This window comes from Prauserella shujinwangii, assembly GCF_003001955.1.
GTDB classification, from domain to species: domain Bacteria; phylum Actinomycetota; class Actinomycetes; order Mycobacteriales; family Pseudonocardiaceae; genus Qaidamihabitans; species Qaidamihabitans shujinwangii.
On the sequence record NZ_PVNH01000001.1, the window covers coordinates 510,376 to 536,116 of the forward strand.

Sequence of the window (25,741 nt, forward strand, 5' to 3'; positions counted from 1 at the left end):
ATTCACGAGTCGGCGGGAACCAGGCGCAGGGCGACCGAGTTGATGCAGTACCGCTGGTCGGTCGGGGTGCCGTAGCCCTCGCCCTCGAAGACGTGGCCGAGGTGACTGTGGCAGTTCGCGCAGAGCACCTCGGTGCGCACCATGCCGAGCGAGCGGTCCGTGCGCAGGATCACGGCGTCGGAGTCGGCGGGGTCGTAGAACGACGGCCAGCCGCAGTGGCTTTCGAACTTGGTGTCGCTGCGGAAGAGTTCCGCGCCGCACGCGCGGCACTCGTACACGCCCTGGGTTTTCGTGTCGGTGTACTCGCCGGTGAACGGGCGTTCCGTGCCCGCCTCGCGCAGTACCGCGTACTCCTCGGGGGAGAGCTGCTGACGCCACTCCTGCTCCGACTTCACGACACGAGGAGTCGTTCCGGCCACGGGATCCATGCCCCCAGGCTACCGCGCGAGCCACTCCAGGGCGCTGCCGATGATGTCCCACGCGGCGACCAGCACGCCGAGCAGGATGAGGCACACCACCGTGACGGCCACCCACCAGCGGAGGCCGCCCGCGCGGTTGCTGGAGTCGGCGAACTCGGCGACGCGATTGAGTGAGGCCTCGACGGTGAACGCCGGTTCGCACCGCTGCATGCGGTCGAGGTGAGCGGCGAAGGCCTGTGCCTCCGGATCGTGCGGGTCCAGCCCGACGAGGTCGTCGTCGAAGCGCGAGTGGTGCCGCGCACCCGGGTTGTCGGCCATGGGTCCACGGTAAGTCACCCCGCAGGAAATGCCCATCTGTGGCGGGTTCCGCGCGCGTTCCGTCGGGGAGTCCTAGCGCTGGGAGTTGGACTCGGGCCGCGGGTCACTGTCGATGAGCATGCCGCTGGCCGAGTTGATCACCCGCAGGTACATCGGGCGCAGGCCGTCGCCGAAGTCGACGTACACCCGCATGTCGACGGAGCCGTCCTCGTTGTTCGTGCCCTTGTAGGCGCGGGCGTTCTGGATGTTCTGGACCGACTTGCCGCTCCAGTAGGTGCGGTACTCGTCCTCGCCGCCGAACAGCGCCTGGGCGGCCGGGGTGAGCCTGTTCCAGCTGCCCTGCGGGTCGTTGTAGTAGCCCACGACCAGCTGCCCGGCGCCTGCGAAGTCGGTGACGGTGCCCTCGTTCTCGGTCTGCCCCAGGTCGGCGGGGGCTGAGCTGCTGGGCTCGGACTGCGTGGGCGAGGCGGAGGACGGGTCGCCGCCCGCGACGTTCCCACCCGGATCGTCGCCGCCCTGGTTGAGCAGGATGACGAGCACGGCGGCGAGCACGAGGACCGCGGCACCGACCGCGCCGAACAGGAGCGGCTTGCGTCTGCCGCCGCCGACCTTGCTGGCGCTGCCCCCGCTGCCGTTGCCGTTGCGCGCGGGCGCGAAGTTCGCGGTGGGGTTCCGCGGCGGCACGGCCTCGCCGCGATCGTCACGCTGCCACGGCGGCGCGGCGGGCCGCGGACCGCCACCCTGCGGCGGCAGCGGCGGGGAGACCCGGGTCACGGCCGGGCCGCCTGCCGCGCGGCCGTTGCCCTCCGTGGCCAGCGCGGCCAGCTTCTCCCTGGCCTCCGCCATGGTCGGGCGGTCCTCGGGCTCCGGCCGCAGCAGGCTCATCAGCAGCGCGGTCGCCGAACCGGCCCGGGTGGGCGGGTTGATCTTGCCGCTCGCCGCGGCGTAGAGCAGCGCGAGCTGGTTGGTGGAGTCGCCATACGGCGGCAGGCCCTCGATCGCGTGGTACAGGGTGGCGCCGAGCGCGAAGACGTCGGAGCTCGGCGCCGGATCGGCGCCCCGGGCCAGCTCGGGCGCGAGGTAGGCGGGGGTGCCGCCGATCAGCCCGGTCTGGGTGAGGGTGAGGTCGCCGGTCGCCCGCGAGATGCCGAAGTCGGTGATCTTGGTGAGCCCGTTGTCGTCGATGAGCACATTGCCCGGTTTGATGTCGCGATGCACGATTCCCGCGCGGTGCGCGGCCACGAGCGCGGACGCGACCTGCTCGCCGATCCGCGCGATCTCGGGCACCGGCAGCGTTCCGCGCTCGGCGAGGATCGCGGAGAGGCTGCGGGAGGGCAGGTACTCCATCACCAGGCACGGATCGCCTTCGTGCTCGGCGATGTCGAACACCACGATCGCGTTCGGATGCTGGAAGCGCGCCGCGTTCCGCGCCTCGCGCATGGCACGCTGCCGAATGTTGTCGCGCTCGGCGTCGGAGAGTCCAGGCTGTGCCAGGATCTGCTTCACCGCGACCGAACGCTCGAGACGCTCGTCGACGGCGCGCCACACGATGCCCATCGCGCCACTGCCGATGTGCTCGACGAGGCGGTAGTGCCCTGCGATCAACTGGCCGGTGTCGATGACGGCTTCTCCTCGGCTGTCTACGCGCGATCGTGGATTTTCGGCTTGGCGCGGGCGACCGCCCGCGCAACCCGGTCGAGTGTAGCGGTCCCGTTCCCGCGGTCGCCGCGAACCGCCGGACGTGCCGCGTCCCAAGGGGAACCGGGTGAATCAGGTGGTGGCGGGCTCGGTGACGGGCCCGGTCGCGGCCCGCCGGGGCGCGGTCGACCGCACCACGCGCAGCAGGCCGAGTGCGCCCACTGCGGCGAACGCGGCGTAGCAGACGAGCAGCGCGGGTGGTGTGGTGCCGGTGAGCGCGTCGCCCAGTACCACCACCGCCACCGTGCCGGGGAGGCTGCCCACCGCGGTACCGGCGAGATACGGCCGCAGCCGCACCGAGGACACGCCGCAGCAGTAGCTCAGCGGCGCGAACGGCAGCACCGGGATGAGCCGCAGCGACAGCACGGCCAGCACGCCGCCGCGGGAGAGCCGCTCGTCCACGGCCCGCACCGGCCCCCGGTGCAGGTGCCGGGTGACCAGCTCCCGGCCGAGCGCCCGGGCGGCGAGGAACCCGAGCGCGCCGGACGCGACGGTGGCGGCCAGCGCGACCGCCACCCCGACGGCCTCGCCGAGCAGCAGGCCCGCGGCCAGGTTGAACACCGTGCGCGGCACGGGGGCCGTCGTGCACACCGCGTAGACCAGGAGGAACAGCAGGGGCGCCGCCGGGCCGAGACCATCCGCCCAGGCACGCAACGCCACCGGGCCCGGGAGGGGAACGGTGAGCGCCGCGGCGCCCAGCGCGGCCAGCAGGACGAGTCCGCCGACGATCCTGGTGCGCCCTGCCACGCGTCCACGGTAGGGCACGGGCCGCGTGGCGGGCCCGGCGCCGGGCCGGAAGCGGGATACGGTGGGCACGTGGCCAGACACGGCGAGGCGGTCGAGTACCAGGTGGGGCGGCGCACCGTGCGGGTGTCCAATCCGGACAAGGTGTACTTCCCCGAGCGCGGCATCACCAAACGGCAGGTGGTGGAGTACTACCTCGCGGTGGCGGATCCGTTGCTGCGCGCGATCGGGGAACGGCCGACGACGCTCAAGCGGTTCGTCGACGGGGTGGCGGGCGAGGCGTTCTACGCCAAGCGCGTCCCGAAGGGCGCCCCGGACTGGGTCGAGACGGCGCGGATCACGTTCCCGTCCGGCCGCACCGCCGACGAGGTGTGCCCCACCGAGCCCGCGGTGCTCGCCTGGGCGGCGAACCTCGGCACGCTCGACTTCCACCCGTGGCCGGTGCGCCGTCCCCGGCTCGACCACCCCGACGAGCTGCGCGTCGACGTCGACCCGCCGGAGACCGCGAGCTTCGCCGACGCGGCGGCGGTGGCGGCCGTCGTGCGCGAGGTGCTCGCCGACGCGGGCCTCACCGGCTACCCGAAGACCTCCGGCGGCCGCGGCGTGCACGTGCTCGTCCGCATCCGGCCCGAGTGGGACTTCGTCGCCGTGCGGCACGCCGTCATCGCGCTGGGCCGGGAGGTGGAGCGGCGGGCGCCCGGAAGGGCGACGGTGGCCTGGTGGAAGGAGGAACGCGGGGGCCGGGTGTTCCTCGACTACAACCAGGCGGCCAGGGACCGGACGGTCGCCTCGGCGTGGTCGGTGCGCGGCACGCCCCGCGCGACCGTGTCGATGCCGGTGACGTGGGACCAGTTGCCGGACGCGGACCCCGACGACTTCGACGTGCTCACCGTTCCCGGCCTGCTCGCCGAGCACGGCGACCCGCACCGGGAGCTGGACACGCAGGCGTTCGGGATCGAACCGCTGCTGGAGTGGTACGCCCGGGACGAGCGCGACCACGGCCTCGGCGACCTGCCCTATCCGCCGGACTTCCCGAAGATGGCGGGGGAACCCAAGCGGGTCCAGCCCAGCCGCGCCCGCCCCGACACCTGACGCGCCCGGAGCGGGCAGTGTGCCGCCAAGGCCACCTTGGTGGCGTTGAACGCGACCAAGGTGGCCTTGGGGGGACGATCCGGGTTCGGCAGGCGGCGTCAGGCGACGCGTTCGAAGACCGCGGCGAGGCCCTGGCCGCCGCCGATGCACATGGTCTCCAGGCCGTACCGCGCCTCGCGGCGCCGCATCTCGTGTGCCAGCGTGGTGAGGATCCGCACGCCGGTCGCGCCCACCGGGTGCCCGAGCGAGATGCCGGAGCCGTTGACGTTGAGCCGCTCGAAGTCGCTCCCGGCGAGCTTCCACTCTCGCGTGCAGGCGAGCACCTGCGCGGCGAACGCCTCGTTGAGCTCGACGAGGTCCATGTCCCGCAACGCCAGCCCGGCCCGTTCCAGCGCCCTGCCGGTGGCGGGCACCGGACCGATGCCCATCGTGCGCGGCGGCACCCCGGCGACCGCCCACGACACCAGCCGCAGGAACGGCCGCAGGCCCAGCTGCTCGGCCTTCGCCGGGCTGGCCACGACGCACACGGCGGCGCCGTCGTTCTGCCCGCTCGCGTTGCCCGCGGTCACCGTCGCGTCCGGGTCCTGCCTGCCCAGCACGGGGCGCAGGGCGGCCAGCGACTCCAGGCTGGCGTCGGCGCGCGGATGCTCGTCGCGGTCCACCACGGTGTCCGGCTTGCCGCGCCTGCCCGGGACGGTGACCGGCACGATCTCCTCGGCGAACCGGCCGTCCTCGATGGCCGCCACCGCCCGCCGGTGCGAGCGCAGCGCGAGCTCGTCCTGCTCGCCTCGCGGGATGCCGTACTCCGCACGCAGGTTCTCCGCGGTCTCGAGCATCCCGCCCGGCACCGGGTGGTTCGTGCCGCCCGCGGTCACCCGGCCCCGCGCGAGCCGGTCCTTCAGCTCGACACCGCCCTGGGCGCCCCACCGGATGCCGTCGGTGTAGAACTCGACCCCGCTCATGCTCTCGGCGCCGCCGGCGAGCACGAGGTCGTGCACGCCGGTCTGCACCCGCATCGCCGCGTCGAGCACCGCCTGCAGCCCCGACCCGCAGCGCCGGTCGAGCTGCAGCCCGGGCACCTCGACGGGCAGCCCGGCGTCGAGGGCGGCGACCCGGCCGATGGCGGGTGCCTCCCCGTTCGGGTAGCACTGCCCGAACAGGACGTCCTCCACCTCGGCGGGCGGGATGCCGGTCCGCGCGAGCACCGCACGCAGCACCGTGGCCGCCAGCTCGCTCGCGGGCACGTCCCGGAACACCCCGCCGTACCGGCCCACCGGCGTCCGGACCGGCTCGCAGATCCACACCTCACCGGTCATGCGCGCTTCTTCCCGCTGCCTGCCGTGCCGGCGTGCACGAGCTCCCCGCCGGTCAGCGCGCCGAGGTCGCCGGTGGCGAGCCAGCCGCCCGGCTCCCGCCGGGCGCCGTCGCCGCCGAGGTGCTCCGCGGCGACACCGTCGCCCCGGAACCACAGCTCACCGCGCGCGCCCTCGGGCACCGGCCGCCGCGTCACCGGGTCGACCACCCGCACCTCCAGCCCGGGCGGCACCGGCGCGCCGCCGGCCTGCCAGCGCCGGGGAACCGCGGTGTCCAGCGGCCACAGCGCGGCGGGCGCGAGCAGCTCGGGGGAGCAGTACCCGGCCGTGGCGGGCACGCCGGTCTCCTTCTCCGCCCGCTCGGCCGCCTCCGTCGCTTCGGCGGCCCGGTCGTGCCGCCCGACGACGGCGAGCCTGCGCCACGCGGCCGGGTCGCGGTGCCGTTCCGGCCAGGAGTCGGCCAGCCGCCGCGCGGTCTCGTCGTCGGCGACGACGTGGGTGACGGCGAAGCGGGAGAGCAGGCCGGGCAGCGTGCCCGGACCGGCGCCGGGAGCCAGCAGGCACGTGGCGCCGCCGGCGAGGGCCGCCAGCGCGGCGCCGAGGCCGACCGCACCGGACAGCGGGCTCGCGCAGACCACCACGTCGCCGTCCCCCGCCTCCAGCGCCCGCGCGTAGGCCTGGGCGTGCCGCACCACCGCCGATTCACGGTGCGCGGCGAACGCGGGTCCCCCGGCGGCCGGCACGGGGAACGCCACCGCGAGCTCGTCGCCACGCGTGGCGGGCATCGGCATGCCCGCGGCCGGGGCACTGGGCAGCCACGCCCCGCCTCCGACGTCGTGGCTCGCCGGGTCCAGCGGCGGCGCGTCGTGCGGCCCCGCCACCACCGCCACGGCGGGGGCGGGCCCGCCTGCCGCGGCGACCGCGTCCCGCAGCGCGCCCGGTCCCGCGGCACCGGTGTCCCGCGCAGGCAGCGCCACCACCTTGGGCCCGGCCAGCCGCAGCACCGCCCGCACGGCCTCGCCGTCGGCGCCGGCGGCCAGCGGCACCACGTGCGCGCCCAGCGACGCCGTCGCGATGTGCCAGTCGAGGACGCAGGACCAGTCGGGCAGCCACAGCGCGACCGCGTCCCCCCGGCCGACGCCCGCGGTCGCGAGATCGGCGCGCAGCTGCAGGGTGCGCCGCCACAGTTCGGCTCGGTCGACGTGAACGGGTTTGCTCGGATGGACGTCGATGGCGATCGGGGCGTGGGGGTCGCTTGGGGCCAGCCCGGCGAGCAACGACAGCAGATTCATCCGGCCGTCAGCGAAGCATCCGCCCGTGTGCTGCGTCAAGTGCGTGGCGGGACGCCTCACGCCGGGCACAGCATGCCGTCCCTCGGCACCTTCCCTTCGACGAGGAACCCGGTCACCTTCTCCCGCACGCACGACGAGGAGAGGGCACCGTGGCCCGCACCTTCCCAGGCCACCCGCACGGCGGAGGGCATCCGCTCGGCGGCGCGGATGGTGCCCTGCTCGGGCGTGACCGGGTCGGCCGCGGTGCTCAGCACGAGGATCGGCGGGGCGCCGGGCGCGCCCGGTGGCGGTTCCGGCTCACTGTGGCTGGGCCACGGGCTGCACCACGCCAGCCGCTGCGCGAGCAGCGCGCCGAACACCGGATGCTTCCCGCCCAGCTCGGCGGAGGCCCGCCCCAGGCGGTCCGCGGGCAGGCGGGCCCGGGTGTCGTTGCAGCGGGTGGCCAGCCCGCCGTCGAGCCGGGCGGGATCCAGCCGGTCGCCGGTGAGCAGCGGCGTGACGAACTCCGCCAGCGGCTCGCCACGCCCGTTCCCGGCGGCGGCGATCGCCTCGGCCAGCTCCGGCCAGCGGTCCCGCCGGGCGAGCCCTTCGAGCACCGCCCGCAGGGCGAGGGCCGGGCCGAGACGGAGACCGTCCCCGGTGGTCAGGGGCGACCGCCGGAGCCGCTCGGTCAGCGCGGTGACCGCCGAGGTGGCGTCCGTGCCGAGCGGGCACTCGCGCCGCGCGCAGTCCTCGCCGAACGCCTTCAGCGTGGCCTCGGCGCCCCCGGCGACGCCGTCGAGGACCGTCACCGGGTCCGCGGACGGGTCGGGCACACCGTCGAGCACGGCCCGGCCCACCCGGGCGGGGTAGCGGACCGCGTAGGCCGCCAGCACCCGGGACCCCTCGCCGTGCGCGAGGGCGTTGAGGTGCGGCACGCCGAGCTGCTCGCGCAGCTGGTCGAGGTCACCGGCGGCGCGCCAGCTGTCGAAGGCGCCCTGCTCGTCCTCCAGGCTGATGGCGCACTGCTGGCCCGCCATGCGCGCGGCGTCGAGCACGGACGTGATGTCGCCCGCGGGGTCGGAGCCCAGGAGGGCCCTGCGCACGTCGTCGGGAATGCAGCGGGCCGGGTCGGACTGGCCGGTGCCCCGGCGGTCCATGCCCACGAGCGTGAAGGTGTCCAGCAGCTCGTCGGGCAGTTCCGCCGCGAGCCGCGCCGCGTACAGGGTGCCGGGCTCGCCGTCGACGTCGTTGACGACCGCCAGCGGCACCGGCCCCTCGCCCACCTTGAGCACCGCGATCCGCGTGATCCCGCGCTGGGGCAGGTCCGGCGCGTCCAGCGAGGTCGTCAGGCGGGCGCAGGAGAAGCGCAGGGCGCCGGGCAGCGCGGGCGGGCCGAGCCGCTGCCGGGTCTCTCCCGTGCAGTCGCTCCAGTTCAGGGAGTCGCGGGCCTCGCTGAGCCCGGGCAGCGGCGCGGGCTGTGGTGTGGCGGGTGCGCCGGGGGTGGCCGGCTGCCGGGCCGGGGAGGCCGCGCCGTCGTCCTCCACCACCGGCGGGCGGGTGGACGGTCCGGCGGTGCAGCCGGCGATCAGCACCGGCACCAGCGCGGCGAGGATGAGCCCGCGGGCCCGGCGACGGTGGACGGCTCCACGACGCGGCACTGGTTCGGTTCCTCGTTTCCGGTCGGCGTTCCCTACGCCGCCGACCTTCGCACGGAGCCGGTGAGGAGGACGTGAGCGGGTCACCGGGCGTCGTCGGTGCGCCGCACCTCGCCGTGGAAGACGGCGGCCAGGTCGTACCGGGCCGGCTCCTCGAGCTGGGCGTATCCGCACGAGCGGGGGTCGCGGTCGGGCCGCCAGCGGGCGAACTGCGCGGTGTGCCGGAACCGCGCCGGGTGACCACCCTCCGTGTGCTCGTAGGCCACCTCCACGACGCGCTCCGGCCGCAGCGGCACCCACGGCTGCTCGGTCGGCCGCCACCGGTTGACCCCGCCGGGCAGGCGCTGGCCCTCGACGACCGCGTCGCCCAGCCAGGGGTGCGTTCCCTCGGTGATCAGCCCGGCGAGCTCGGCGGCGAGCTCGCGGCGGCGCGCGGCGGGGAAGGCACCGACCACCCCGACGTGGTGCAGCACCCCGGCGTCGTCGTACAGGCCGAGCATGAGCGAGCCGACGGCCTCACCGGGTGCGGTGTCGGCGTGCCAGCGCAGCCCGGCGACCACACAGTCGGCCGTGCGCGAGTGCTTGTACTTGGACAGCACCCGCTTGCCGGGGGAGTAGGGCTCCGCGAGCGGCTTGCTGATCACGCCGTCCAGCCCGGCGCCCTCGAACAGCCGGAACCAGTGCCGCGCGGTATCCGGGTCGGTGGTCGCCGGGGTGAACCGCAGCGTGTCGCCGGCCAGCGTGGCGAGCGCGTCCCTGCGGGCGCTCGTCGGATCGTCCACCAGCGACCGGTCGGCCAGTGCGAGCAGGTCGAACGCGACGTAGCTGGCCGGAGTCCGCTCGGCGAGCAGCTCGATCCGGCTCGCCGCCGGGTGGATGCGCTCGGTCAGCGCGTCGAAGTCGAGCCTGCCGCCCAGCCCGACCACCAGCTCGCCGTCGAGCACCACCCGCTCGGGCAGGGTGCCGGCCAGTTCGGCCAGCACCTCGGGGAAGTACCGGTTCAGCGGCTTGCCGGAGCGCGACTGCAGGGTGATGTCCGCGCCGTCGCGGAAGACGAGGCAGCGGAATCCGTCCCACTTCGGCTCGAACAGCAGCGTGTCGGTGTCCGGGATCTCCTTGGCCGGCCGGGCGAGCATCGGCTTGACCGGCGGCGTCAACGGCAGTGCCATGGGGGCCATTCTGCCCGGGTCAGCGCCCGCGCCGCCGGTTCGCCGTGCCGGTGTCCAGCCGGACGGCGGCGGGCAGGACCTCGAGACCCAGCGACTCGCGGGCCCTGGCCAGCACCCGCTCGTCGAGGTCAGGCCACACCCGGCGCAGGTCGGCGCCGTCCCGCAGCGTGACGTCGAGGCGCAGCGCCGGGCGCTCGGCGGAGCCGACCGCCCGGGCCCGGGCCCGCGCGACGCCGTCCACGGCCTCCGCGTCCGCGCGGACGGCGTCCGCGAGGGCACCGGCCGCGACGGTGAGCTCGTGCCCCACCGCGCGGTCGAGCCGCAGGTCCGGCCTGCCCTCCGGGCGCAGGGACCGGGCCAGCCACCCCAGCCCGCCCGCGCACAGCAGGAGCCCGGCGACGATGGCGGCCACCCGCGCGGGCACGGCGTGCGCGGCGAGCCAGTCGACGGCGATCGGGTCGAGCACCGGCCGCCGCGCCCGTACGGTCCCGAGCCAGCCGAAGCCGACGGCGAGCGCCACGCAGGACGCACCGAGGACCAGCGCGCCCGCGCCGAACGTCAGCGCTCGCTCCGACCGGTACGAGCGGGCGAGGGCCTTCTCCGAGGCTTTCGAGACCTCCGAGACCTCCGAGACCTCCGCGGCGTCCGAGCCCCCCGAGCCCCCCGAGACCTTCGAGACCTTCGAGACGGACGCGCGGCTCACCGGCGCTCCCCGGAGGGCTCGACGGCGACGGACAGCCGCGGAGTGCGGGCCAGCGGCAGTCCGGAGAGCACGGTCGACACCGCCTCGGTGACGTCCGGCGCGAGCTCCGCCCCGGCGTCGCGCGCTCCGGTGACCCGGACCCGGACCCGGGTCGCGCTCGCGGTGACGGTCGCGGCCGCGACATCCTCGCGGGCCCGCACGTGCGTGCCGACCAGCCGCGCGAGCGCGCGGGGGGTGAGGGTGCCGCTCACCCCGGGCGCGGGCTCGCGCAACCGCACGGTGCGGTGCCGGGCCGCCGCCGCGGCCAGCACGAGCAGCAGCCCGCCGAGTGCGGTGAGCGCGGCGGCGAGCCGGGTGGCTGTCGAGTCCCACCGCACACCGGCGAGGGCCGCCTGCCACGCGGGCCACGGCACCAGCAACGGCGCGCTCCCCGGACGCCACCACTGCCACGCGACCTCCAGAGCCAGCAACGCCCCCGCCGCGGCCGCCGCGAGCGCGAGCAGTGTCGAGAGTAGACGGACGAGTATCCGCACGTGTCCTCCTGAGGGTTGGCGCGCCGCTACTCGACGCGGGTGCCGGGCCGGCGCACCAGCGCCGACACGGTGACCGCCAGCCCGCGCACCCGGTACGACGTCAGGTCCCGCACCTCCCCGGCCACCGCCTCCCGCACCCTGTCCACCACCGCGGGCACGGACGCGGGGTAGTGCAGGGCCAGGTCGAGGTCCAGGTCGACGTGGTCGCCGTGCCCGGACACCCGGACGCTCGGGCCACCCCGGCCGAGGCGGCGCCGGGCCGTGGCCGTGCCGGGCACCCGGCTCGCCGCGTGCTCGGCGACCTTGCGCACCACCGAGTGCGCGATCTCCAGCGTGCCGCGGTCCTCCGGCTCGGCCGCGCTCACCGGTCCTTGCCCCGGCCGAACAGGTCGCCGAACTCCATCTGCCCGTCCAGCACGCGGCCGACGACGAGGCCGATCACGCCGACCGCCAGCGTGACCAGGAAGGTCCCGAAGCCCTGCGCCGCGGCGAGGCCGAGGACGAGACCGGCGATGATCCCGGTCTGGGTCGCGTTCATGGGTGCGCTCCTTGTGCTGTGTGCTGTGTGCTCAGTGGTACCGGGTGCTCAACTGACCCGGGGCGGCCTGCGGCGCCGGCGCCGCCAGCGCCGGAACCGCGCGGCGATCCCGGTGAGCCCCGCTCGGCGGGACACGAAGACGACGGGGGCGTCGAACCGGTCGGCCGGTGCGCGCGCCTCATCCGGGGGCCCGCCCGCGCCCGGTTGCCCGTCCCCGCCGCGGAACCGGGCGATCCCGGCGGCGAACTCGGCGGGATCGCCGCCGACGTCGGGGTGGTGCGCGCGGACGAACGCGCGGAACTCCGCGCGCCGCCGCCGCGCCTCCCGCTCCGGTCCCTCCCTCATCCGGGCCGCTCTCCGTCCCGTGTGGACGGATCGGTACCGGTGACGACGTCGGTGACCTCGATGTCCACCGGCACGTCACCGGCGACCGCCCGGACCCGGCCGCGCAGCTCCGCGGTCACCTCCGGCAGGGGAGAACCGAGCCGCAGCACCACGCCGATCGCGACCGGCTCGCCGGGCCCCGTCACCCGGACCCCGGCGACCCTGCGGCCGGGCAGGGGCGTGGCGAGGGTGCCGAGGGCGCCACCGTCCAGGCGCACCACCGAAGCGTGCGCCGAGACCTCCTCGGCCACGGAGTCCGCCAGCTGCTCGGGGGTCATCTCGCTACTCCACGCGGGACGCGGGTTCCCCGGCGGAGTCCTCGTCCGGCAGGTGGATGTCGTTGACCGCGATGTTCACCTCGATCACGTCCAGCCCGGTGATCTGCTCGACCGTGGTGATGACGTTGCGCCGCACGGCGCGGGCCACGTCGACGATCCGGGCGCCGTACTCCACGACCAGATCCAGGTCGACCGCGGCCTGCTTCTCGCCCACCTCGACCGAGACACCGGACGTCGACGTGGTGCCGGATCCCGGGATGCGCTCGCGGATCGCGCCGAACGCGCGGGACACGCCGCCGCCGAGCGCGTGGACGCCCGACACCTCCCTGGCGGCGATGCCGGCGACCTTCTGCACGACGGACGACGCGATCGTGGTCTTGCCGAGGTTGCCCTCCTCGTTGAGCGCCGCGGGCGAACCCGAGCGGGGCACGGGGGCGGTCTCGGTGTCGGTCCTGGTCGCGCTGTTCTGCGCCATGAAGGCTGCTCCTTTCGGCCTGTGCTGGGGAGAATCGAACCCCGACGCCACCTACGATGCGACTTCGCCACGCCGTCTTTCGCAGGTTCCCCCTGGCGGGTGAGCGCCGTCAGTTCCGGTACACGTCGGCGATGTGCACGTTCACCGCGGGGGCGGCCGGGCCGAGCTCCGCCCGCAGCGCCGCCTGCAGCCGGATGCGCAGCGTCTCGGCCGCCGTGTCCGCGCCCAATCCGTACTCGACGGTGACCACGACCTCCAGCACGCCCGCCTCGAACGCCACCGCCGACACGTGCAGTCCGCCGATCCGGGCCGCGAGGTCGGCGCCCAGCCGCCGGGTGAGCAGCACCACGGCCCGCTCACCGACCCGCAGCCGCCCGCCCTCCTGGGCGATCTCCAGCGGTTCCGCGGGCAACCCGCCCCGCACGCCGTGCACCGAGCGGAGCACGCGCTCGATCAGCCCCGGCGGCGTGGGAACCGGGGCACGCGCCGTGGCACGCACCCATTCCCACTGGGGGTCGTCGAGGGGGTCGCCGCCGGCGCTCATGACCGCTCCTTGAGTTTCGCGAGCAACGCCACCCTGGCGCGATGCAGCCGGGAACGCAAGGCCGCGACATTGACCTCCAGCACCTCGGCGACCTCCTCGTAGCTGAGGCCTTCCAGTTCCCGCAGCACCAGCGGCACCCGCTGCGTCACGTCCAGGCTCGCGATCGCCCACAGCACGGCCTCCACCTGCTCGGTCCGCACCACGTGGCCCTCCGGGTCCGCGTGGGCGTCGGCCAGCAGCCCGGCGTCCAGCCGCGCCCGGCCGGGGCCGGCGAGCGCCTCGTCGAGCGACACGGTGGGCCTGCGCCTGCGGACGTGCCCGAGCGCGGCGTTGGTGACCACCCGGTACAGCCACGTGGAGACGGCCGAGTCGCCCCGGAAGTCCGGCAACCCGCGCCACGCGGCGATCCAGGCGTCCTGGACCACGTCCTCGGCCTCCGCGGCCGAGCCGGTGATCCGCAGCGCGACCCGGTACATCCGCGGGGTGTGCCTGCGCACCAGGTGGTCGAACGCCGCCGCCTCGCCCTCCGCGGCCCGCGCGAGCAGCGCCGCGTCGGTGGAAGGCGGCGCGCTCATCCGCCGCTTTCCCGGCGGTACCGGAACATCGTGAAGCCGTCCTCGTGCAGCACCGACGCGAGGCGCAGGCGGCGCGGGGCCTCGGTGGCGCGGCCCGCGACGATCCGGTCGGCGCCCGCACCCGCCAGCAGGGGCGCGATCGTCAGGCACAGCTGGTCGACCAGATCCTCCGCCACCAGCGTCGCGAACAGGTGCGGGCCGCCCTCGCAGTTGACCCGCAGCAGGCCGCGCTCGCCCAGCGCGCCCAGCGCCGCCTTCAGGTCCACGCTGTGCTCGCCCGCGGTGAGCACCTCGGCTCCGGCCGCGGCGAGGCCGGCCCTGCGGTCCTTCGGCGCGCTCTCGGTGGTGAGCACGATCGGCGGCACGAGCGTGTCGGTGAACAGCGGGTCGCCGGGGTCGAGGGTGCAGCGCCCGCTCACCACCGCGATCGGCGGCACGTCGGCCAGGCCGAGCCTGCGCCTGCGCTCCACCCGCAGCTCGCCCGGTTTGGCGCCCCGGTACCGCTCCGCCCGCACCGTGCCCGCCCCGACGAGGATCACGTCGGCCAGGTCCCGGCCGAGCGCGAAGATGCGCTTGTCGGCCGGGTGGGACAGCCCCGCGGAGCGGTCGGCGACGGAGACGGCGCCGTCGGCGGACGAGACGAAGTTCGCCTGGACCCACGGCCTGGTCACCGGGTCGGGGTAGCCGTAGATCTCCTCGAGGTCGGCATCGGTCAGCGGGCCGGACGGGCGGCCCTCCGGTGGTTCGGGCCAGAGGCGGTGCACGTGCTCATCCCAACACGCCGTCCCGGCCGTGGCCATTCGGGTGAGCCCGGTGAGCCGCGTCTCGATTGCGCCGCCGCCCGGCGGGGCCGCCCGCGCCCGGTGGCTACGCTGACCGGCATGCCCGCCGAGCAGCTGACGTCGCGCTGGCCCGAGATCGGGGCCGACGAGCTGATCACCACCCTGGTGCCGCCGCCGCGGTTCGACGCGGTGCGGTTCGGCACGTACGTGCCCAACCCCGACGAGCCGAGCCAGGCCGACGCCGTCCGGGTCTGCTCCGCGTTCGCCGAGCGGGTGCGGTCGCCGCGCCGGGAACGGTCCGGCTGGCGGGCGCTGTTCGGCCGCGGCAAGGCCGAACCCGGGCCGCCGGGCCTGTACCTGGACGGCGGGTTCGGCGTCGGCAAGACCCACCTGCTCGCGTCCCTCTGGCACGAGGTGCCGGGGCCGAAGGCGTACGGCACGTTCGTCGAGCTGACCAACGTGGTCGGCGCGCTGGGGTTCGCGGAGGCGGTGCGCAGGCTGTCCGGGCACCGGCTGCTCGCGATCGACGAGTTCGAACTGGACGACCCCGGGGACACGATGCTCGTCACCCGGCTGCTGCGGGAGCTGACGTCGGCGGGCGTGTTCGTCGCGGCGACGTCCAACACGCTGCCGGACAAGCTGGGGGAGGGGCGGTTCGCCGCCGAGGACTTCCTGCGCGAGATCCACTCGCTCGCCGAGCGGTTCCGCGTGCTGCGGGTGGACGGTCCCGACTACCGGCACCGCGGGCTGCCGGACCCGCCCGACCCGGCGAGCGACGACGCCCTCGCCGCCTCGGCCGAGGCCCGGCCCGGTGCGACGCTGGACGACTTCGCGGCACTGTGCGAGCACCTTGCCCGGCTGCACCCGTCCCGGTACGGCAGGCTGGTCGACGGCGTGTCGGTCGTGCACCTGCGGGACGTGCGGCCCGCGCCCGACCAGATGGTGGGGCTGCGGCTGGTCGCGCTCGCCGACCGGCTCTACGACCGGGCGATCCCCGTGGTCGCCTCCGGCCGCTCACTGGGCGAGCTGTTCACCGAGGAGATGCTCGCCGGCGGGTACCGCAAGAAGTACCTACGCGCGGTCAGCAGGCTCACCGCCCTCGCCAGGGACGGTGCGGCGCTGCCGGCCACCCGGTAGCCGCGCGAGCAGCGCCGCCACCGCCACGGTCGCCGCCACCGCGAAGGCGGCCCCGCCCACGATGTCGGTGCCGTAGTGGTAGCCGAGGCCGACCATGCCGATCCCGGCGAGCGTCACCGGCAGCGCCGCCACCGCCACGGCCGCGGTGCGGGTCCACCCGCCCGGCGGGACCAGCAGCACCACGACCGTGAGCACGGTCGCGAGGCTGACCGTGTGGCCGCTGGGATAGGCGAGGTGGTCGCCGTACATCCGGCCGAACCCCGGCTTCAGCAGCCACGTGTTCACCGGCACGGTCACGGCGGGCGCGACCACCGCGAGCAGGGCCGCCCGGGGGCGGCCGCGGGCGAGGCAGGTGGCGGCCACGGCGCCGATCGCCGCCAGCACCACGGCCGGATGCGTCGGCAGGGTCGCCGGCCGGAGCAGCGGCTCGTGACCGGTCAGCACCGCGTGCACCGCGTCCGCCACCGCGCGGTCCAGCGGCCCGGGTGCGCTCCCGCCCGCGTGCCAGAGCCCGAGCGCCAGCGTGAGCGCCGCCGCCACGACGGCCACCGCCGCGGCTCCGCGCGGGACGGCGACAGCACCGGCCTGCCCGGTGTTCCGGCGCGGTTCCCGCCGGGGGCGGTGAATCTCACCCACGCGCGGAGCCTACCGGCGCTCCGGGTGCGCGTGCCCGGCTCCACGCTCGTGACCAGCACGGCGGTGGCGGGGGAGGGGGTGCTGCGGGGGCCGTGCTCAGATCCGTCCGGTGCCGGCCCCACCGGTCACGACGGACTTGACGCGGGAGGCCGCGTCGGCCGCGTACGAGTACGGCAGGCCGAGGACGCTGCCGCCCGCGTCACCGCGACCCGAGTTGACGAAGTGGTTGTCCCTGGCCACGAGCGCGCCCGCGGGCGAACTGCCCTCACCACGGTGGAAGGGATCCCCGGTGTTCTCGAAGTAGTTGCGCTCGACCAGCACCCCGGCCTCCATCGTGGAGGCGACCCCGTAGCCTCCGATGCCGCGGTAGAAGTTGTTGTAGACGTGGACGGGGTTGCCGAAGCGCACCCGGGGGTGGCGCTGGTTGGTGCCGTCGAACCAGTTGTGGTGGTAGGTGACGCGCAGCCTGCCGCGGTCCTGCGCGCCGTTGCCGTCGCTGTGCCCGAGCAGCATGGTCTTGTCGTGGTCGAAGAAGCGGTTCCAGGACACCGTGACGAGGTCGGAGCCGCGCTTGATGTCGACGGCGCCGTCGTGGCCGCGGGAGAAGGTGTTGTGGTCGACCCAGATCCGGGTGGACCCGTCCTGGACGTTGATCGCGTCGTCGGCCCAGTCGCGGAAGTTCAGGTTGCGGATGATGACGTTCGACGCCCCGTCGACGTCCAGCCCTCCGCCGCGGAGGGTGGCGCCGGAGCCGATCCCGACGACGGTCTTGTCCGAGGTCACGTCAGTCATGCCGGACAGGGTGATCGTGCCGGACACGCGGATGACGGCGGGACCCGCCGACCGCAGCACCGAGACGAGCGCGGACGCGGTGGTGACCGTGACGGGAGAGGCGTTACCGCCACCCGTGGTGCCGCCGCCCTGCGTGGCCCACCCGGCGAGGTCGAACGACGCGGCGGACGCCGGTGACCCGGCGGACACGACCGCCGTGGGGACCAGCGCCGCGGTGAGGGCCGCGGACAGGACGGTGCGCCTGGTGGGCCGGGGATGGGGAGACGGGGACATGACAACCTCCTGGGTGACGCGGGCAGGGTCGCCCGGCCGCGGGAGGGTCGCGTGCCCTCGCCGCCGTGCGCGCGGGGGTTGCCGCCGGGCCTTCCGCGGACCGGTTTGCGGAGCATTGTTCGACAGTTTCGACTCCGCCTGGCGGAGATCATCCTGTCGAATTCGATCGAATTCGCTGGAAATGGCCGGTTCGGTTGCCGGAACGAGTGATTCGCTGTGCTGGAAACGATTGTTGTTCGGAACCGGGCATTCTCAGGTGATACGGGAAAGCGCTTTCCGGCAGACGACTTTACTGATTCCGGGTAATGCGGTCAACCGGCTCGCGAGTGGGAGCCGTGGTCAGTCCGGCATTTTCCGGTCAGGAATCGGCGGGCAGTTCGCCGGCGCGGACGGCTCGCACCAGGTCGGCGTGGTCGGCCTCGGTGAGGTCGGCGTAGCGCACCGCCCACCTGCCGACGGCCTCGTCCATCTCCTCGTCGTCGGCGAAGTACCCGGCGAGCAGCCGGGGGTCGATGGAGCGGCTGTGCGCCCGCGCCAGCAGCGCCCCGGCCAGCCTGCCGTAGTCGTCGAGGTGGTCGTCGTCGAGCCCGGTGGGGTCGATGTCGCCCTTCATGTTGCGGAACTGCCGCACGATGTAGGGCCTGCCCTCGATCGTCGTCCAGCCCAGCAGGATGTCGGTCTCGGCCTGCACGAGCCGGGTGCCGTGCACGATCCGGCTGCCCTCGTGCTCCGGCGGCTCGGCGGGCAGGAACGGCTGCAGGGCGGACGGCGCGGCCTCCTTCAGCTGCAGCACGAGCACCTCGTCACCGTTGCCGTGCAGCAGCGCGATGTAGCAGCGCCGCCCCACGCTGCCGGTGCCCACCACCCGGAAGGCCACATCGGACACCGCGTACCGGGCGATCAGGTTCCGCCGCGACTCCCTGAGTGTGTCCACATACGACTCGAGACCGTCGATCACGCGCTGCTCGGTCTCGTCGTCCACGTGGGTCCGCCGGGGCGGGTCCTCGACGAAGTGCAGGCGCCGCAGCCCGGTCTCGTCGTCCTCGTACTCGCGCGTGCGCTTGGCCGCGATCTTCGCGCTGGTGTTCTTCCGCGCCTTCTTCGCCGCCTTCGCGAAGTCGTCGATGAGCTCGTCGGCCTTGACCCTGCTCAGCACGGACGCGTCCGGCAGCGCGTTCCACGACCGCAGGAACGGCAGTTCGGCGAGCTCCCGCACGGTGCTCCGGTAGGACTTCACCGCGTCCTCGGCCGCCTCGAGGCACTTCTTGCCGCTCATCCCGCCCTCGCGGCCGGCCAGCACCATGCTGGCGGCGAGCCGCTTGAGATCCCACTCCCATGGGCCGGGCACGGTCTCGTCGAAGTCGTTGATGTCCATCACGATCTCGCCCTCGGGCGTGCCGAAGAGCCCGAAGTTGGCGGCGTGCGCGTCGCCGCACAGCTGCGCGGTGAGCCCGCTGGCGGGCGTGCCGTGCAGGTCGGCTCCCATCAGCCCGGCCGCGCCGCGGAAGAACGCGAACGGTGACTCCACCATCCGGCCCACCCGCAGGCCGAGCAACGACGGTAGCCGGCCCTCGTGGCTGCGCCGGACGTACGCCACGGCGCCGGGCCGGTCCGGGTTCGCCGCCGCGTGGTCGTGCGCGCCGGGCGGGACGGCGTCCCGCAGCGCCCGGCCCTGGGCGCGCACCTGCTCGGAACTGACGTGCCTGCGGAGGTCGATGCCGTCGCGTGCCATGCGCCCATCCTGCCCCAGGGCGGCCCCCGGGCCGATCGTCCGGGGGCCGCCCTGGGCGTGGCCGGGTGCGACCAGGACGGAACTAGGCGCGGACGACCTCGGCGATCGCGTCGATCCCGCGATCGAGCTCGGTCTCGGTGATCACCAGCGGGGGCGCGACGCGCAGCGTGCTGCCGTGCGTCTCCTTGCACAGCACGCCGCGGCGCAGCAGCGCCTCCGATGCCTGCCGCCCGGTCGGGCCGCCGGGGGCGATGTCCACCCCGGCCCACAGGCCACGGCCCCGGATCTCGGCGACGCCCTGGCCCACGAGCTCGGCGAGGCGGGTGTGCAGGTGCGCGCCCAGCGCGGTCGAGCGCTGCTGGAACTCGCCGGTGCCGAGCAGCCGGATCACCGCGCGGCCGACCGCGCAGGCCAGCGGGTTGCCGCCGAAGGTGGAGCCGTGCTCGCCGGGCCGCAGCACGCCGAGCACGTCGGCCCGGCCGACGACCGCGGACACGGGCAGGATGCCGCCGCCGAGCGCCTTGCCCAGCGTGTACAGGTCGGCGCGCACCCGCTCGTGGTCGAGGGCGAACAGTGGCCCGGTGCGCGCCAGCCCGGACTGGATCTCGTCGGCGATGAGCAGCGCGCCGGCCTCGTCGCAGAGCCGCCGCGCCTCGGCCAGGTAGCCGTCCGGCGGCACCAGCACCCCGGCCTCGCCCTGGATGGGCTCCAGCAGCACCGCCGCGGTGCGCTCGGTGATCGCCGCCGCCAGCGCCCCGGCGTCGCCGTACTCGACCGTGACGAAGCCGGGGGTGAACGGCCCGAAGTCGGCGCGGGCGGTCTCGTCGGTGGAGAAGGACACGATCGTCGTGGTGCGGCCGTGGAAGTTGGACCCGGCCACCACGATCTCGGCCGTGCCGTCCGGCACGCCCTTGACCCGGTAGGCCCACTTGCGCGCGACCTTCAGCGCCGACTCCACGGCCTCGGCGCCGGAGTTCATCGGCAGCACCATCTCCGTGCCGGTCAGCTCGGCGAGCTCCCGGCAGAAGCGACCGAGCTGGTCGTGGTGGAACGCGCGGGAGGTCAGCGTCACCCGGCCGAGCTGCTCGGCGGCCGCCGCGACGAGATCGGGATGGCGGTGGCCGAAGTTCAGCGCCGAGTAGCCGGAGAGGAAGTCCAGGTAGCGCTCGCCGGCCACGTCCGTGACCCACGCCCCTTCCGCCTCGGCGATCACCACGGGCAGCGGGTGGTAGTTGTGGGTGCTCCACCGCTCGTCGAGGGCGATGAAGTCGGCGGGTGTGGTCCTCGTGGGGCCGTCGGCGAACGTTGTCATGCGTTCAGGTTAGAGGCTCCGGTACGGGCACTTCAGCCGGAAGATGTTGCTCGTCCTCGCGGTTCGTTGCGCAGTTGCCCCGGTGAGGCGGCGGATCGTTGCGCCGAAGGCACGATGGCGGCACCGGGCCGCGGTCTGCCAGAGTGGGGCCCCGTGACCGACGATCTCTCGTTTCTCCGCAAGCAGGCCAGGACACAGCGCTTCACCCTGGGCGCGCCGAAGGAGTTCCGCGTCGCACCGGACGGTACGCGGCTGCTGTTCCTGCGCGCCGAGTCGGGCGCCGACCGGCGGAACAGCCTGTGGTCGCTCGACCTGCGCACCGGCGCCGAGTCGAAGGTGGTGGACGCCGCCGAGCTGCTGCCCGGCGAGGAGGAGCTGCCCCCGGAGGAGCGGGCGCGCCGCGAGCGGGCACGCGAGACGTCGGGCGGGGTCGTCTCCTACGCCACCGACCGCGACCTCACGGTGGCCGCGTTCCCGCTGTCCGGCAAGCTGTACACCGCCGACCTCAGGGACGGGCGGGTCGGGCTGCTCGTGGACGGTGCCGTGATCGACCCCCGGCCGAACCCGACCGGAACGCACGTCGCCTACGTCGCCGACCGGACCCTGCGGGTCGTGGAGCTGGCGACCGGCGCCGACCGCGCGCTCGCCGACGAGGGCGGGGACGACATCGCGTGGGGCCTCGCCGAGTTCATCGCCGCCGAGGAACTCGGCAGGGCCCGCGGCTACTGGTGGGCCCCGGACGGGCGGTCGCTGCTGGTCGAGCGCAGCGACCGGTCCGGGGTGCCGCGCTGGAGCATCGCCGATCCGGCGCATCCGGAAGCCCCGGTGAACACGGTGGCCTACCCGGCGGCGGGCACCACCAACGTCGCGGTGTCGCTGTCGTTCCTCGGCCTCGACGGCGGCCGGGTCGACGTGCGGCAGGGTGACTGGGAGTACCTGGTCGCGGTGCACTGGTCGGCAGGCGGCCCGCCGCTGATCGCCGTGCAGCCCCGCGACCAGCGCAGGCTGGAGATCCACGCCGTCGACCCCGCCGACGGCACCACCAGCCTGCTGCACGCCGACACCGACCCGGACTGGGTGGAGATCGTGCGCGGCGTGCCCGCCTGGACCTCCGACGGCAGGCTGGTCCGGGTGTCCGCCGTGGACGACACCTACCGGCTGTTCGTGGACGGCGAGCCCGTCACCGGGCCGGGACTGCAGGTGCGCTCGGTGCTCGACGTGGGCGCCGAGGTGCTGTTCAGCGCGTCGGAGGACGACCCGACGCAGATCCACGTCTACCGTACCGAGGGCGGCTCGGCCCGCCGTTTGTCCACAGTGGATGGTGTGCACGTCGGTTCCGGAACCGCCGAGGTCACCGTGCTCTCGTCGTGGAGCCTGCGACACAGCGGCCCCGAGGTCGCGGTACTGCGCGACGGCGACCCGGTCGCCAAGGTGACATCGGTCACGGTGGACCCGGGCATCGAGCCGAACCTGACCTGGCTCACCGTGGGTGAGCGCGGGCTGCGCGCGGCGCTGTTGCTGCCGACCGGGCACCGGCCCGGCAGCGGGAAGCTGCCCGTGCTGCTCGACCCGTACGGCGGCCCGCACGCCCAGCGGGTGTTGCAGAGCCGCAACGCGTTCCTCACCCCGCAGTGGCTGGCCGACCAGGGTTTCGCGGTGCTGGTCGCCGACGGCCGCGGCACCCCGGGGCGGGGACCGGCGTGGGAGAAGGAGATCGCGGGCAGGCTCGCGGAGGTGACGCTGGCCGACCAGGTCGAGGCGCTGCACGCCGTCGCCGCCGAGCACCCGGACCTCGACCTGTCCAGGGTGGCCATACGCGGCTGGTCCTACGGTGGGTACCTCGCGGCGCTGGCGGTGCTGCGCAGGCCCGACGTGTTCCACGCGGCGGTCGCCGGGGCGCCGGTGACCGACTGGTCGCTGTACGACACCCACTACACCGAGCGCTACCTCGGGCACCCGGCGGACGCGGCCGGGGCCTACGAGCGCAACTCGCTGCTCGCCGACGCGCCCTCCCTGCGCCGCGCGTTGCTTCTCGTGCACGGCCTCGCCGACGACAACGTGTTCGTCGCCCACGCGCTGCGGCTGTCGTCGGCGCTGCTGGCCGCGGGACGGGCGCACACCTTCCTGCCGCTCGCGGGGGCGACGCACATGACCCCGCAGGCGGAGGAGGTGGCCGAGAACCTGATGCGGCTGCAGGTCGACTGGATCAAGCGAGAGCTGGAGGTTTCATGACACGCTGGGGCATCACGATCCCGCTGACCGGGGTGCCGCTGACCGCGCACCGCGAGCTGGTCGAGCGGTTGCCCGACCTGGGCTACACGGATGCGTGGTCGGCCGAGACGGCGGGCCCCGACGCGTTCTCCCCGCTGGTGCTGGCCTCGCAGTGGGCGCCGTCGCTGCGGCTGGGCACCGCCATCGTGCCGATCTACACGCGCGGTCCCGGCCTGCTCGCGATGAGCGCGGCCACCGTCGCCGAATGCGCTCCCGGCCGGTTCGTGTTCGGCATCGGCACGTCCTCGCCGGTGATCGTGGAGAGCTGGAACGGTGGCGCGTTCACCGAGCCGTTCCAGCGCAGCCGCGACACGCTCCGCTTCTTGCGCGCCGCTCTGGCGGGGGAGAAGGTCACCGAGGAGTACAGCACGTTCTCGGTGAGCAAGTTCCGGCTGGAGCGGCCGCCCGAGCCGGCGCCGCCGCTGATGCTGGCCGCGCTGCGGCCGGGGATGCTCCGCCTCGCGGCCCGGGAGGCCGACGGTGCCATCACGAACTGGCTCTCGCCGGAGGACGTGCGCACCGTCCGCGCGGAGCTGGGCGACGGGCCGGAGCTGGTGGCACGCATCTTCGTGTGTCCCACCGAGGACGCCGACGCGGCACGTGGCCTCGGCCGGATGCTCATCAGCAGCTACCTCACGGTGCCGGTCTACCGCGCCTTCCACGAGTGGCTGGGCCGGGGCGACGTGCTGGCGCCGATGCACGAGGCGTGGGCCGCCGGAGACCGCAAGCGGGCCAACGAGCTGATCCCCGACGAGGTGGTGGACGAGCTCGTGGTGCACGGCAGCCCCGAGGCGTGCCGGGAGCGGGTCCAGGCCTATGTCGACAACGGTCTGGACACGCCGGTGATCGCGCTGCTGCCGAACGGCGGCGACCCGGCCGAGCAGGTGACGGCACTGGCCCCGCGCTGACCCCGCGCCTGTCCTGAGTGGCTCGTTACTGACGGAGTTCGTCAGTAACGAGCCACTCAGGACGGTCACTCACCCGGCGAGCAGCTCGTCGAGCTGTTCGTAGCCCTCGCGGATGCCGTGCTCCATGCCGCTGGCGAGCGCGGCGTCGCGGCCCTCCCGCGTCTCGAAGACGCTGACGACGTCCAGGCGGGTACGCCCGCCGAGGTCGGTGAGCGTCAACGTCTCCAGGCAGACACCGTCGGGGAAGCCCTCGTAGGTGAACGTCTGGACCAGCCGGCTCGGCTCCCGCAGCTCGTGGAACGAGCCGTAGAAGCGGTGTTCGGTGCCGTTCTCCTCGGTGTGCGTGTAGCGGTAGGCGCCGCCGGTCCGGGCCTCCCAGCGGTCGATGCGCATCGTGAGGCCGCGCGGGCCGAGCCACCGCCGCACCAGCTCGGGGTCGGTGTGGGCGCGGAACACCGCGTCGACGGGGGCGTCGAACTCGCGCGTGATGTGGATGGTCGGCAGGTCCTTGTCCGCCGTGACGGCCGTCTCCGGGTACGTGGTCGTGGTCATGAGCTCTTCCTTTCCTGGTCGTCCTGGTCCGTTGTGCTGTCGTCCATCGCGACGAGCACCGCGTCGAGGCGCCGGTAGCGCTCCTCCGCCTGCCGCCGGTACCTCTCGATCCACGTCGTCATCCGATCGAACCCCTTCGTCTCGAGGGTCACCGCCGTGCGACGAGGGCCGGGAGGACCCGGCCCGGTCGGCCGCTCCGGCCTTATTCAACCTGACGGTTTAATGAAATCTAGGGCGAGGGGCGGCTGTTGTCAACCTATGGGTTGAATACAAGGGTGTCGCGGGTGCCCGCTAGGGTCCGCGGCATGATCGGTTCACCGCTGTCGGGCATCGGCCGCGTCGTGCTCCTCGTCGAGGACCAGGACGCGGCGCTGGCCTTCTACCGCGACGTCCTGGGCTTCACCGTGCTGCACGACTCGACCGAGGACGGTTACCGCTACCTGCATCTCGGTGTGCCGGGGCAGGACGGGGCCGGGCTGTGGCTGATGCCCGCGGGCGGCGAGGACGAGCTGCGGCTCGTCGGCAGGCAGGCGGGCGGCCAGCCGTTCCTCGTGCTCTACACGGACGACCTCGGTTCCGTCGCCGCGCGGCTGCGCGAGCACGGGGTGCGCGTGTGGGCGGAGCGCGACGACCCGGGCAGCCGCTCCCTGCACTGTGCCGACCTGTACGGCAATGTGCTCGTGGTCGCCCAGCTGACGTAGCGGCTCAGCCCGGCAGCAGGTGGCCCACGGTGATTCCGGCCGCGGCGGCCGCGAACCCCGCCACCACCGTGACCAGCACGTTGGCCACCGCGAAGCGGCGTGCCCGCTCGGTGAGGAGCCGGACGGTCTCGTAGCCGAACGTGGAGAACGTGGTGAGCGCACCACACAGGCCGGTGCCGAGCAGCGCGTGCACGGCCTCCGGCTGCGTGCCGCGCAACGCCCACCCGGCGAGCACCCCCAGCAGGGCGGAGCCGACGACGTTGACCGTCAGCGTGCCCCACGGGAACACCGAGTCGTGGACGCGCTGGACCCGCCGGTCGACCAGGTACCGCAGCACGGCCCCGGCCGCGCCGCCGAGCATGACCAGGACCGCCGTCACGGCTCGCGCCCGGCGTCGCGGGCTCGCCGCACCTCGTCGTGGGGCGGGCGGTGCCGCCCCGGGTGGCCCCCGCGGAGGTGGACGGTGCGCCGCGGGGGACGGCCGGACGGTCGCATCAGGTGCCTCCCGGGTCCCGGCGCAGCAGCGCCCTGGCTCCGGCCATCCCGAGCACCACGGCGGCGAGCGACGCGAGCACCGAGCCCACCGCGTAGGCCGCCGCCACGGCGGGTCGCCCGGCGAGCACGGAGCCGACGGTGTCCAGCACGTAGGTGGAGAAGGTGGTGAACCCACCGAGCACCCCGATGCCCAGGAACGGCCGCAGCAGCCGGTGCGGCCGCGCGGTCTGGGTGATCCCCACCATCAGCGCCCCGATCAGCAGGCACCCGGCGACGTTCGCGAGCAGCGTCGACACCGCGAACCCGCCGCCGGGGTGGGGCAGGGCCACGGAGATTCCGTACCGCGCCAGGCTGCCCAGGGCACCACCTGCGGCGACGACCGCCAGCACCTCCCACCGAGCACGCGCCATGGCACCGCAACCTACCCCGGCGGCGTCC

At 74.6% G+C, this 25,741-nt stretch carries 31 protein-coding genes; 5 read left to right on the forward strand and 26 right to left on the reverse strand.

From position 1 onward, the window contains the following. Window positions 1-2 precede the first annotated feature (2 nt). The 4 genes from msrB to B0I33_RS02375 form a co-directional block, all read right to left on the reverse strand. Entirely contained in the window at window positions 3-428 is a 426-nt protein-coding gene (gene msrB, locus B0I33_RS02360; RefSeq protein WP_106176800.1) for a peptide-methionine (R)-S-oxide reductase MsrB, read from the reverse strand. Window positions 429-437: 9 nt separating this feature from the next. Further along, window positions 438-737 (reverse strand): hypothetical protein, encoded by a 300-nt coding sequence (locus B0I33_RS02365; protein WP_106176801.1) that lies wholly within the window; start codon window positions 735-737, stop codon window positions 438-440. Between the two features lie 72 nt (window positions 738-809). After that, on the reverse strand, window positions 810-2,342 hold the full coding sequence (locus B0I33_RS02370) for a serine/threonine-protein kinase (RefSeq protein WP_106176802.1): 1,533 nt from the start codon (window positions 2,340-2,342) through the stop codon (window positions 810-812). 165 nt (window positions 2,343-2,507) lie between these two features. Beyond that, window positions 2,508-3,182, reverse strand: coding sequence for a TVP38/TMEM64 family protein (locus tag B0I33_RS02375; protein ID WP_245900394.1), 675 nt, complete (start codon window positions 3,180-3,182; stop codon window positions 2,508-2,510). A 69-nt stretch (window positions 3,183-3,251) separates the two neighbouring features. Here B0I33_RS02375 and ligD point away from each other — a divergent pair, with 69 nt between their 5' ends. After that, entirely contained in the window at window positions 3,252-4,271 is a 1,020-nt protein-coding gene (gene ligD / locus B0I33_RS02380) for a non-homologous end-joining DNA ligase (RefSeq protein WP_106176803.1), read from the forward strand. 98 nt (window positions 4,272-4,369) lie between these two features. Here ligD and B0I33_RS02385 read toward each other — a convergent pair whose 3' ends face one another. From B0I33_RS02385 to B0I33_RS02445, 14 genes are all read right to left on the reverse strand, one after another. Then, on the reverse strand, window positions 4,370-5,587 hold the full coding sequence (locus B0I33_RS02385; RefSeq protein WP_106176804.1) for an acetyl-CoA C-acetyltransferase: 1,218 nt from the start codon (window positions 5,585-5,587) through the stop codon (window positions 4,370-4,372). Beyond that, the gene (locus B0I33_RS02390; protein WP_106177021.1) at window positions 5,584-6,876 is read right to left on the reverse strand and encodes an AMP-binding protein; all 1,293 of its coding nucleotides are present in this window, start codon (window positions 6,874-6,876) and stop codon (window positions 5,584-5,586) included. The genes B0I33_RS02385 and B0I33_RS02390 overlap by 4 nt, the downstream gene beginning before the upstream one ends. Window positions 6,877-6,932: 56 nt before the next feature. Then, window positions 6,933-8,516 carry an alpha/beta hydrolase gene (locus tag B0I33_RS02395; protein ID WP_106176805.1) on the reverse strand — a complete coding sequence of 528 codons (1,584 nt, stop codon included), beginning with the start codon at window positions 8,514-8,516 and terminating at the stop codon, window positions 6,933-6,935. 80 nt (window positions 8,517-8,596) lie between these two features. Continuing rightward, on the reverse strand, window positions 8,597-9,682 hold the full coding sequence (locus B0I33_RS02400) for an ATP-dependent DNA ligase (RefSeq protein ID WP_106177022.1): 1,086 nt from the start codon (window positions 9,680-9,682) through the stop codon (window positions 8,597-8,599). A 19-nt stretch (window positions 9,683-9,701) separates the two neighbouring features. After that, window positions 9,702-10,244: an Asp23/Gls24 family envelope stress response protein gene (locus B0I33_RS02405; protein ID WP_106177023.1), complete on the reverse strand. Its 543-nt coding sequence runs from the start codon at window positions 10,242-10,244 to the stop codon at window positions 9,702-9,704. 137 nt (window positions 10,245-10,381) lie between these two features. Further along, window positions 10,382-10,918: a DUF6286 domain-containing protein gene (locus tag B0I33_RS02410; protein WP_106176806.1), complete on the reverse strand. Its 537-nt coding sequence runs from the start codon at window positions 10,916-10,918 to the stop codon at window positions 10,382-10,384. Between the two features lie 26 nt (window positions 10,919-10,944). Beyond that, entirely contained in the window at window positions 10,945-11,283 is a 339-nt protein-coding gene (locus B0I33_RS02415) for an Asp23/Gls24 family envelope stress response protein (protein ID WP_106176807.1), read from the reverse strand. Next, on the reverse strand, window positions 11,280-11,456 hold the full coding sequence (locus B0I33_RS29820; protein WP_181193150.1) for a hypothetical protein: 177 nt from the start codon (window positions 11,454-11,456) through the stop codon (window positions 11,280-11,282). Before B0I33_RS29820 ends, B0I33_RS02415 begins: the two co-directional genes overlap by 4 nt. Window positions 11,457-11,504: 48 nt before the next feature. After that, a complete protein-coding gene (locus B0I33_RS02420; RefSeq protein ID WP_106176808.1) occupies window positions 11,505-11,801 on the reverse strand; it encodes a hypothetical protein in 297 nt (98 codons plus the stop codon). Beyond that, window positions 11,798-12,118: a hypothetical protein gene (locus tag B0I33_RS02425; RefSeq protein ID WP_106176809.1), complete on the reverse strand. Its 321-nt coding sequence runs from the start codon at window positions 12,116-12,118 to the stop codon at window positions 11,798-11,800. Before B0I33_RS02425 ends, B0I33_RS02420 begins: the two co-directional genes overlap by 4 nt. Window positions 12,119-12,122: 4 nt before the next feature. Further along, complete coding sequence (locus B0I33_RS02430) at window positions 12,123-12,593, reverse strand: Asp23/Gls24 family envelope stress response protein (protein WP_106176810.1); 471 nt, start codon at window positions 12,591-12,593, stop codon at window positions 12,123-12,125. A 109-nt stretch (window positions 12,594-12,702) separates the two neighbouring features. Beyond that, a complete protein-coding gene (locus B0I33_RS02435; protein WP_106176811.1) occupies window positions 12,703-13,137 on the reverse strand; it encodes a hypothetical protein in 435 nt (144 codons plus the stop codon). Continuing rightward, window positions 13,134-13,712 carry an RNA polymerase sigma factor gene (locus B0I33_RS02440; RefSeq protein ID WP_106176812.1) on the reverse strand — a complete coding sequence of 193 codons (579 nt, stop codon included), beginning with the start codon at window positions 13,710-13,712 and terminating at the stop codon, window positions 13,134-13,136. The genes B0I33_RS02435 and B0I33_RS02440 overlap by 4 nt, the downstream gene beginning before the upstream one ends. Next, the gene (locus B0I33_RS02445) at window positions 13,709-14,512 is read right to left on the reverse strand and encodes a pyrimidine reductase family protein (protein WP_106176813.1); all 804 of its coding nucleotides are present in this window, start codon (window positions 14,510-14,512) and stop codon (window positions 13,709-13,711) included. Before B0I33_RS02445 ends, B0I33_RS02440 begins: the two co-directional genes overlap by 4 nt. An 81-nt stretch (window positions 14,513-14,593) precedes the next feature. On the opposite strand from B0I33_RS02445, the gene zapE reads away from it, so the two are divergent. Further along, window positions 14,594-15,631 carry a cell division protein ZapE gene (zapE, locus tag B0I33_RS02450; RefSeq protein ID WP_106176814.1) on the forward strand — a complete coding sequence of 346 codons (1,038 nt, stop codon included), beginning with the start codon at window positions 14,594-14,596 and terminating at the stop codon, window positions 15,629-15,631. On the opposite strand, the gene B0I33_RS02455 is transcribed toward zapE, so the two are convergent. The 4 genes from B0I33_RS02455 to rocD form a co-directional block, all read right to left on the reverse strand. Next, window positions 15,566-16,267, reverse strand: coding sequence for a phosphatase PAP2 family protein (locus tag B0I33_RS02455; protein WP_106176815.1), 702 nt, complete (start codon window positions 16,265-16,267; stop codon window positions 15,566-15,568). The genes zapE and B0I33_RS02455 overlap by 66 nt on opposite strands. Window positions 16,268-16,363: 96 nt before the next feature. Then, window positions 16,364-17,332, reverse strand: coding sequence for a pectate lyase family protein (locus tag B0I33_RS02460; protein WP_106176816.1), 969 nt, complete (start codon window positions 17,330-17,332; stop codon window positions 16,364-16,366). 358 nt (window positions 17,333-17,690) lie between these two features. Next, on the reverse strand, window positions 17,691-19,064 hold the full coding sequence (locus B0I33_RS02465) for a DUF2252 domain-containing protein (protein ID WP_106176817.1): 1,374 nt from the start codon (window positions 19,062-19,064) through the stop codon (window positions 17,691-17,693). Window positions 19,065-19,146: 82 nt separating this feature from the next. Next, window positions 19,147-20,376 (reverse strand): ornithine--oxo-acid transaminase, encoded by a 1,230-nt coding sequence (gene rocD, locus B0I33_RS02470; protein WP_106176818.1) that lies wholly within the window; start codon window positions 20,374-20,376, stop codon window positions 19,147-19,149. Window positions 20,377-20,490: 114 nt separating this feature from the next. Between rocD and B0I33_RS02475 the strand changes: the two genes are divergently transcribed. Both B0I33_RS02475 and B0I33_RS02480 read left to right on the forward strand, forming a co-directional pair. Continuing rightward, window positions 20,491-22,608: a S9 family peptidase gene (locus B0I33_RS02475; protein WP_425440431.1), complete on the forward strand. Its 2,118-nt coding sequence runs from the start codon at window positions 20,491-20,493 to the stop codon at window positions 22,606-22,608. Further along, window positions 22,605-23,555 (forward strand): LLM class F420-dependent oxidoreductase, encoded by a 951-nt coding sequence (locus tag B0I33_RS02480; RefSeq protein ID WP_106176820.1) that lies wholly within the window; start codon window positions 22,605-22,607, stop codon window positions 23,553-23,555. Before B0I33_RS02475 ends, B0I33_RS02480 begins: the two co-directional genes overlap by 4 nt. A gap of 69 nt (window positions 23,556-23,624) precedes the next feature. Here the strand turns inward: B0I33_RS02480 and B0I33_RS02485 are convergent, their stop codons facing one another. Together B0I33_RS02485 and B0I33_RS02490 are read right to left on the reverse strand one after the other, a co-directional pair. Further along, window positions 23,625-24,107, reverse strand: coding sequence for an SRPBCC family protein (locus B0I33_RS02485; RefSeq protein ID WP_106176821.1), 483 nt, complete (start codon window positions 24,105-24,107; stop codon window positions 23,625-23,627). Further along, on the reverse strand, window positions 24,104-24,229 hold the full coding sequence (locus B0I33_RS02490) for a hypothetical protein (RefSeq protein ID WP_425440432.1): 126 nt from the start codon (window positions 24,227-24,229) through the stop codon (window positions 24,104-24,106). Before B0I33_RS02490 ends, B0I33_RS02485 begins: the two co-directional genes overlap by 4 nt. A 183-nt stretch (window positions 24,230-24,412) precedes the next feature. On the opposite strand from B0I33_RS02490, the gene B0I33_RS02495 reads away from it, so the two are divergent. Next, the gene (locus tag B0I33_RS02495) at window positions 24,413-24,808 is read left to right on the forward strand and encodes a VOC family protein (protein WP_106176822.1); all 396 of its coding nucleotides are present in this window, start codon (window positions 24,413-24,415) and stop codon (window positions 24,806-24,808) included. Between the two features lie 4 nt (window positions 24,809-24,812). Here B0I33_RS02495 and crcB read toward each other — a convergent pair whose 3' ends face one another. Both crcB and B0I33_RS02505 read right to left on the reverse strand, forming a co-directional pair. After that, the gene (gene crcB, locus B0I33_RS02500; RefSeq protein WP_106176823.1) at window positions 24,813-25,187 is read right to left on the reverse strand and encodes a fluoride efflux transporter CrcB; all 375 of its coding nucleotides are present in this window, start codon (window positions 25,185-25,187) and stop codon (window positions 24,813-24,815) included. A gap of 115 nt (window positions 25,188-25,302) precedes the next feature. After that, the gene (locus B0I33_RS02505; protein ID WP_106176824.1) at window positions 25,303-25,713 is read right to left on the reverse strand and encodes a fluoride efflux transporter FluC; all 411 of its coding nucleotides are present in this window, start codon (window positions 25,711-25,713) and stop codon (window positions 25,303-25,305) included. Window positions 25,714-25,741 lie beyond the last annotated feature (28 nt).

What these genes read in the sequence shown, in the direction of transcription:
- msrB (WP_106176800.1), bottom strand. Translation starts at nt 428, where the DNA reads ATGGATCCCGTGGCCGGAACGACTCCTCGTGTCGTGAAGTCGGAGCAG.
- B0I33_RS02365 (WP_106176801.1), bottom strand. Translation starts at nt 737, where the DNA reads ATGGCCGACAACCCGGGTGCGCGGCACCACTCGCGCTTCGACGACGAC.
- B0I33_RS02385 (WP_106176804.1), bottom strand. Translation starts at nt 5,587, where the DNA reads ATGACCGGTGAGGTGTGGATCTGCGAGCCGGTCCGGACGCCGGTGGGC.
- B0I33_RS02390 (WP_106177021.1), bottom strand. Translation starts at nt 6,876, where the DNA reads ATGAATCTGCTGTCGTTGCTCGCCGGGCTGGCCCCAAGCGACCCCCAC.
- B0I33_RS02400 (WP_106177022.1), bottom strand. Translation starts at nt 9,682, where the DNA reads ATGGCACTGCCGTTGACGCCGCCGGTCAAGCCGATGCTCGCCCGGCCG.
- B0I33_RS29820 (WP_181193150.1), bottom strand. Translation starts at nt 11,456, where the DNA reads ATGAACGCGACCCAGACCGGGATCATCGCCGGTCTCGTCCTCGGCCTC.
- B0I33_RS02420 (WP_106176808.1), bottom strand. Translation starts at nt 11,801, where the DNA reads ATGAGGGAGGGACCGGAGCGGGAGGCGCGGCGGCGGCGCGCGGAGTTC.
- B0I33_RS02425 (WP_106176809.1), bottom strand. Translation starts at nt 12,118, where the DNA reads ATGACCCCCGAGCAGCTGGCGGACTCCGTGGCCGAGGAGGTCTCGGCG.
- B0I33_RS02430 (WP_106176810.1), bottom strand. Translation starts at nt 12,593, where the DNA reads ATGGCGCAGAACAGCGCGACCAGGACCGACACCGAGACCGCCCCCGTG.
- B0I33_RS02435 (WP_106176811.1), bottom strand. Translation starts at nt 13,137, where the DNA reads ATGAGCGCCGGCGGCGACCCCCTCGACGACCCCCAGTGGGAATGGGTG.
- B0I33_RS02440 (WP_106176812.1), bottom strand. Translation starts at nt 13,712, where the DNA reads ATGAGCGCGCCGCCTTCCACCGACGCGGCGCTGCTCGCGCGGGCCGCG.
- B0I33_RS02445 (WP_106176813.1), bottom strand. Translation starts at nt 14,512, where the DNA reads ATGGCCACGGCCGGGACGGCGTGTTGGGATGAGCACGTGCACCGCCTC.
- zapE (WP_106176814.1), top strand. Translation starts at nt 14,594, where the DNA reads ATGCCCGCCGAGCAGCTGACGTCGCGCTGGCCCGAGATCGGGGCCGAC.
- B0I33_RS02460 (WP_106176816.1), bottom strand. Translation starts at nt 17,332, where the DNA reads ATGTCCCCGTCTCCCCATCCCCGGCCCACCAGGCGCACCGTCCTGTCC.
- B0I33_RS02465 (WP_106176817.1), bottom strand. Translation starts at nt 19,064, where the DNA reads ATGGCACGCGACGGCATCGACCTCCGCAGGCACGTCAGTTCCGAGCAG.
- rocD (WP_106176818.1), bottom strand. Translation starts at nt 20,376, where the DNA reads ATGACAACGTTCGCCGACGGCCCCACGAGGACCACACCCGCCGACTTC.
- B0I33_RS02475 (WP_425440431.1), top strand. Translation starts at nt 20,491, where the DNA reads ATGGCGGCACCGGGCCGCGGTCTGCCAGAGTGGGGCCCCGTGACCGAC.
- B0I33_RS02480 (WP_106176820.1), top strand. Translation starts at nt 22,605, where the DNA reads ATGACACGCTGGGGCATCACGATCCCGCTGACCGGGGTGCCGCTGACC.
- B0I33_RS02485 (WP_106176821.1), bottom strand. Translation starts at nt 24,107, where the DNA reads ATGACCACGACCACGTACCCGGAGACGGCCGTCACGGCGGACAAGGAC.
- B0I33_RS02490 (WP_425440432.1), bottom strand. Translation starts at nt 24,229, where the DNA reads ATGACGACGTGGATCGAGAGGTACCGGCGGCAGGCGGAGGAGCGCTAC.
- B0I33_RS02495 (WP_106176822.1), top strand. Translation starts at nt 24,413, where the DNA reads ATGATCGGTTCACCGCTGTCGGGCATCGGCCGCGTCGTGCTCCTCGTC.
- B0I33_RS02505 (WP_106176824.1), bottom strand. Translation starts at nt 25,713, where the DNA reads ATGGCGCGTGCTCGGTGGGAGGTGCTGGCGGTCGTCGCCGCAGGTGGT.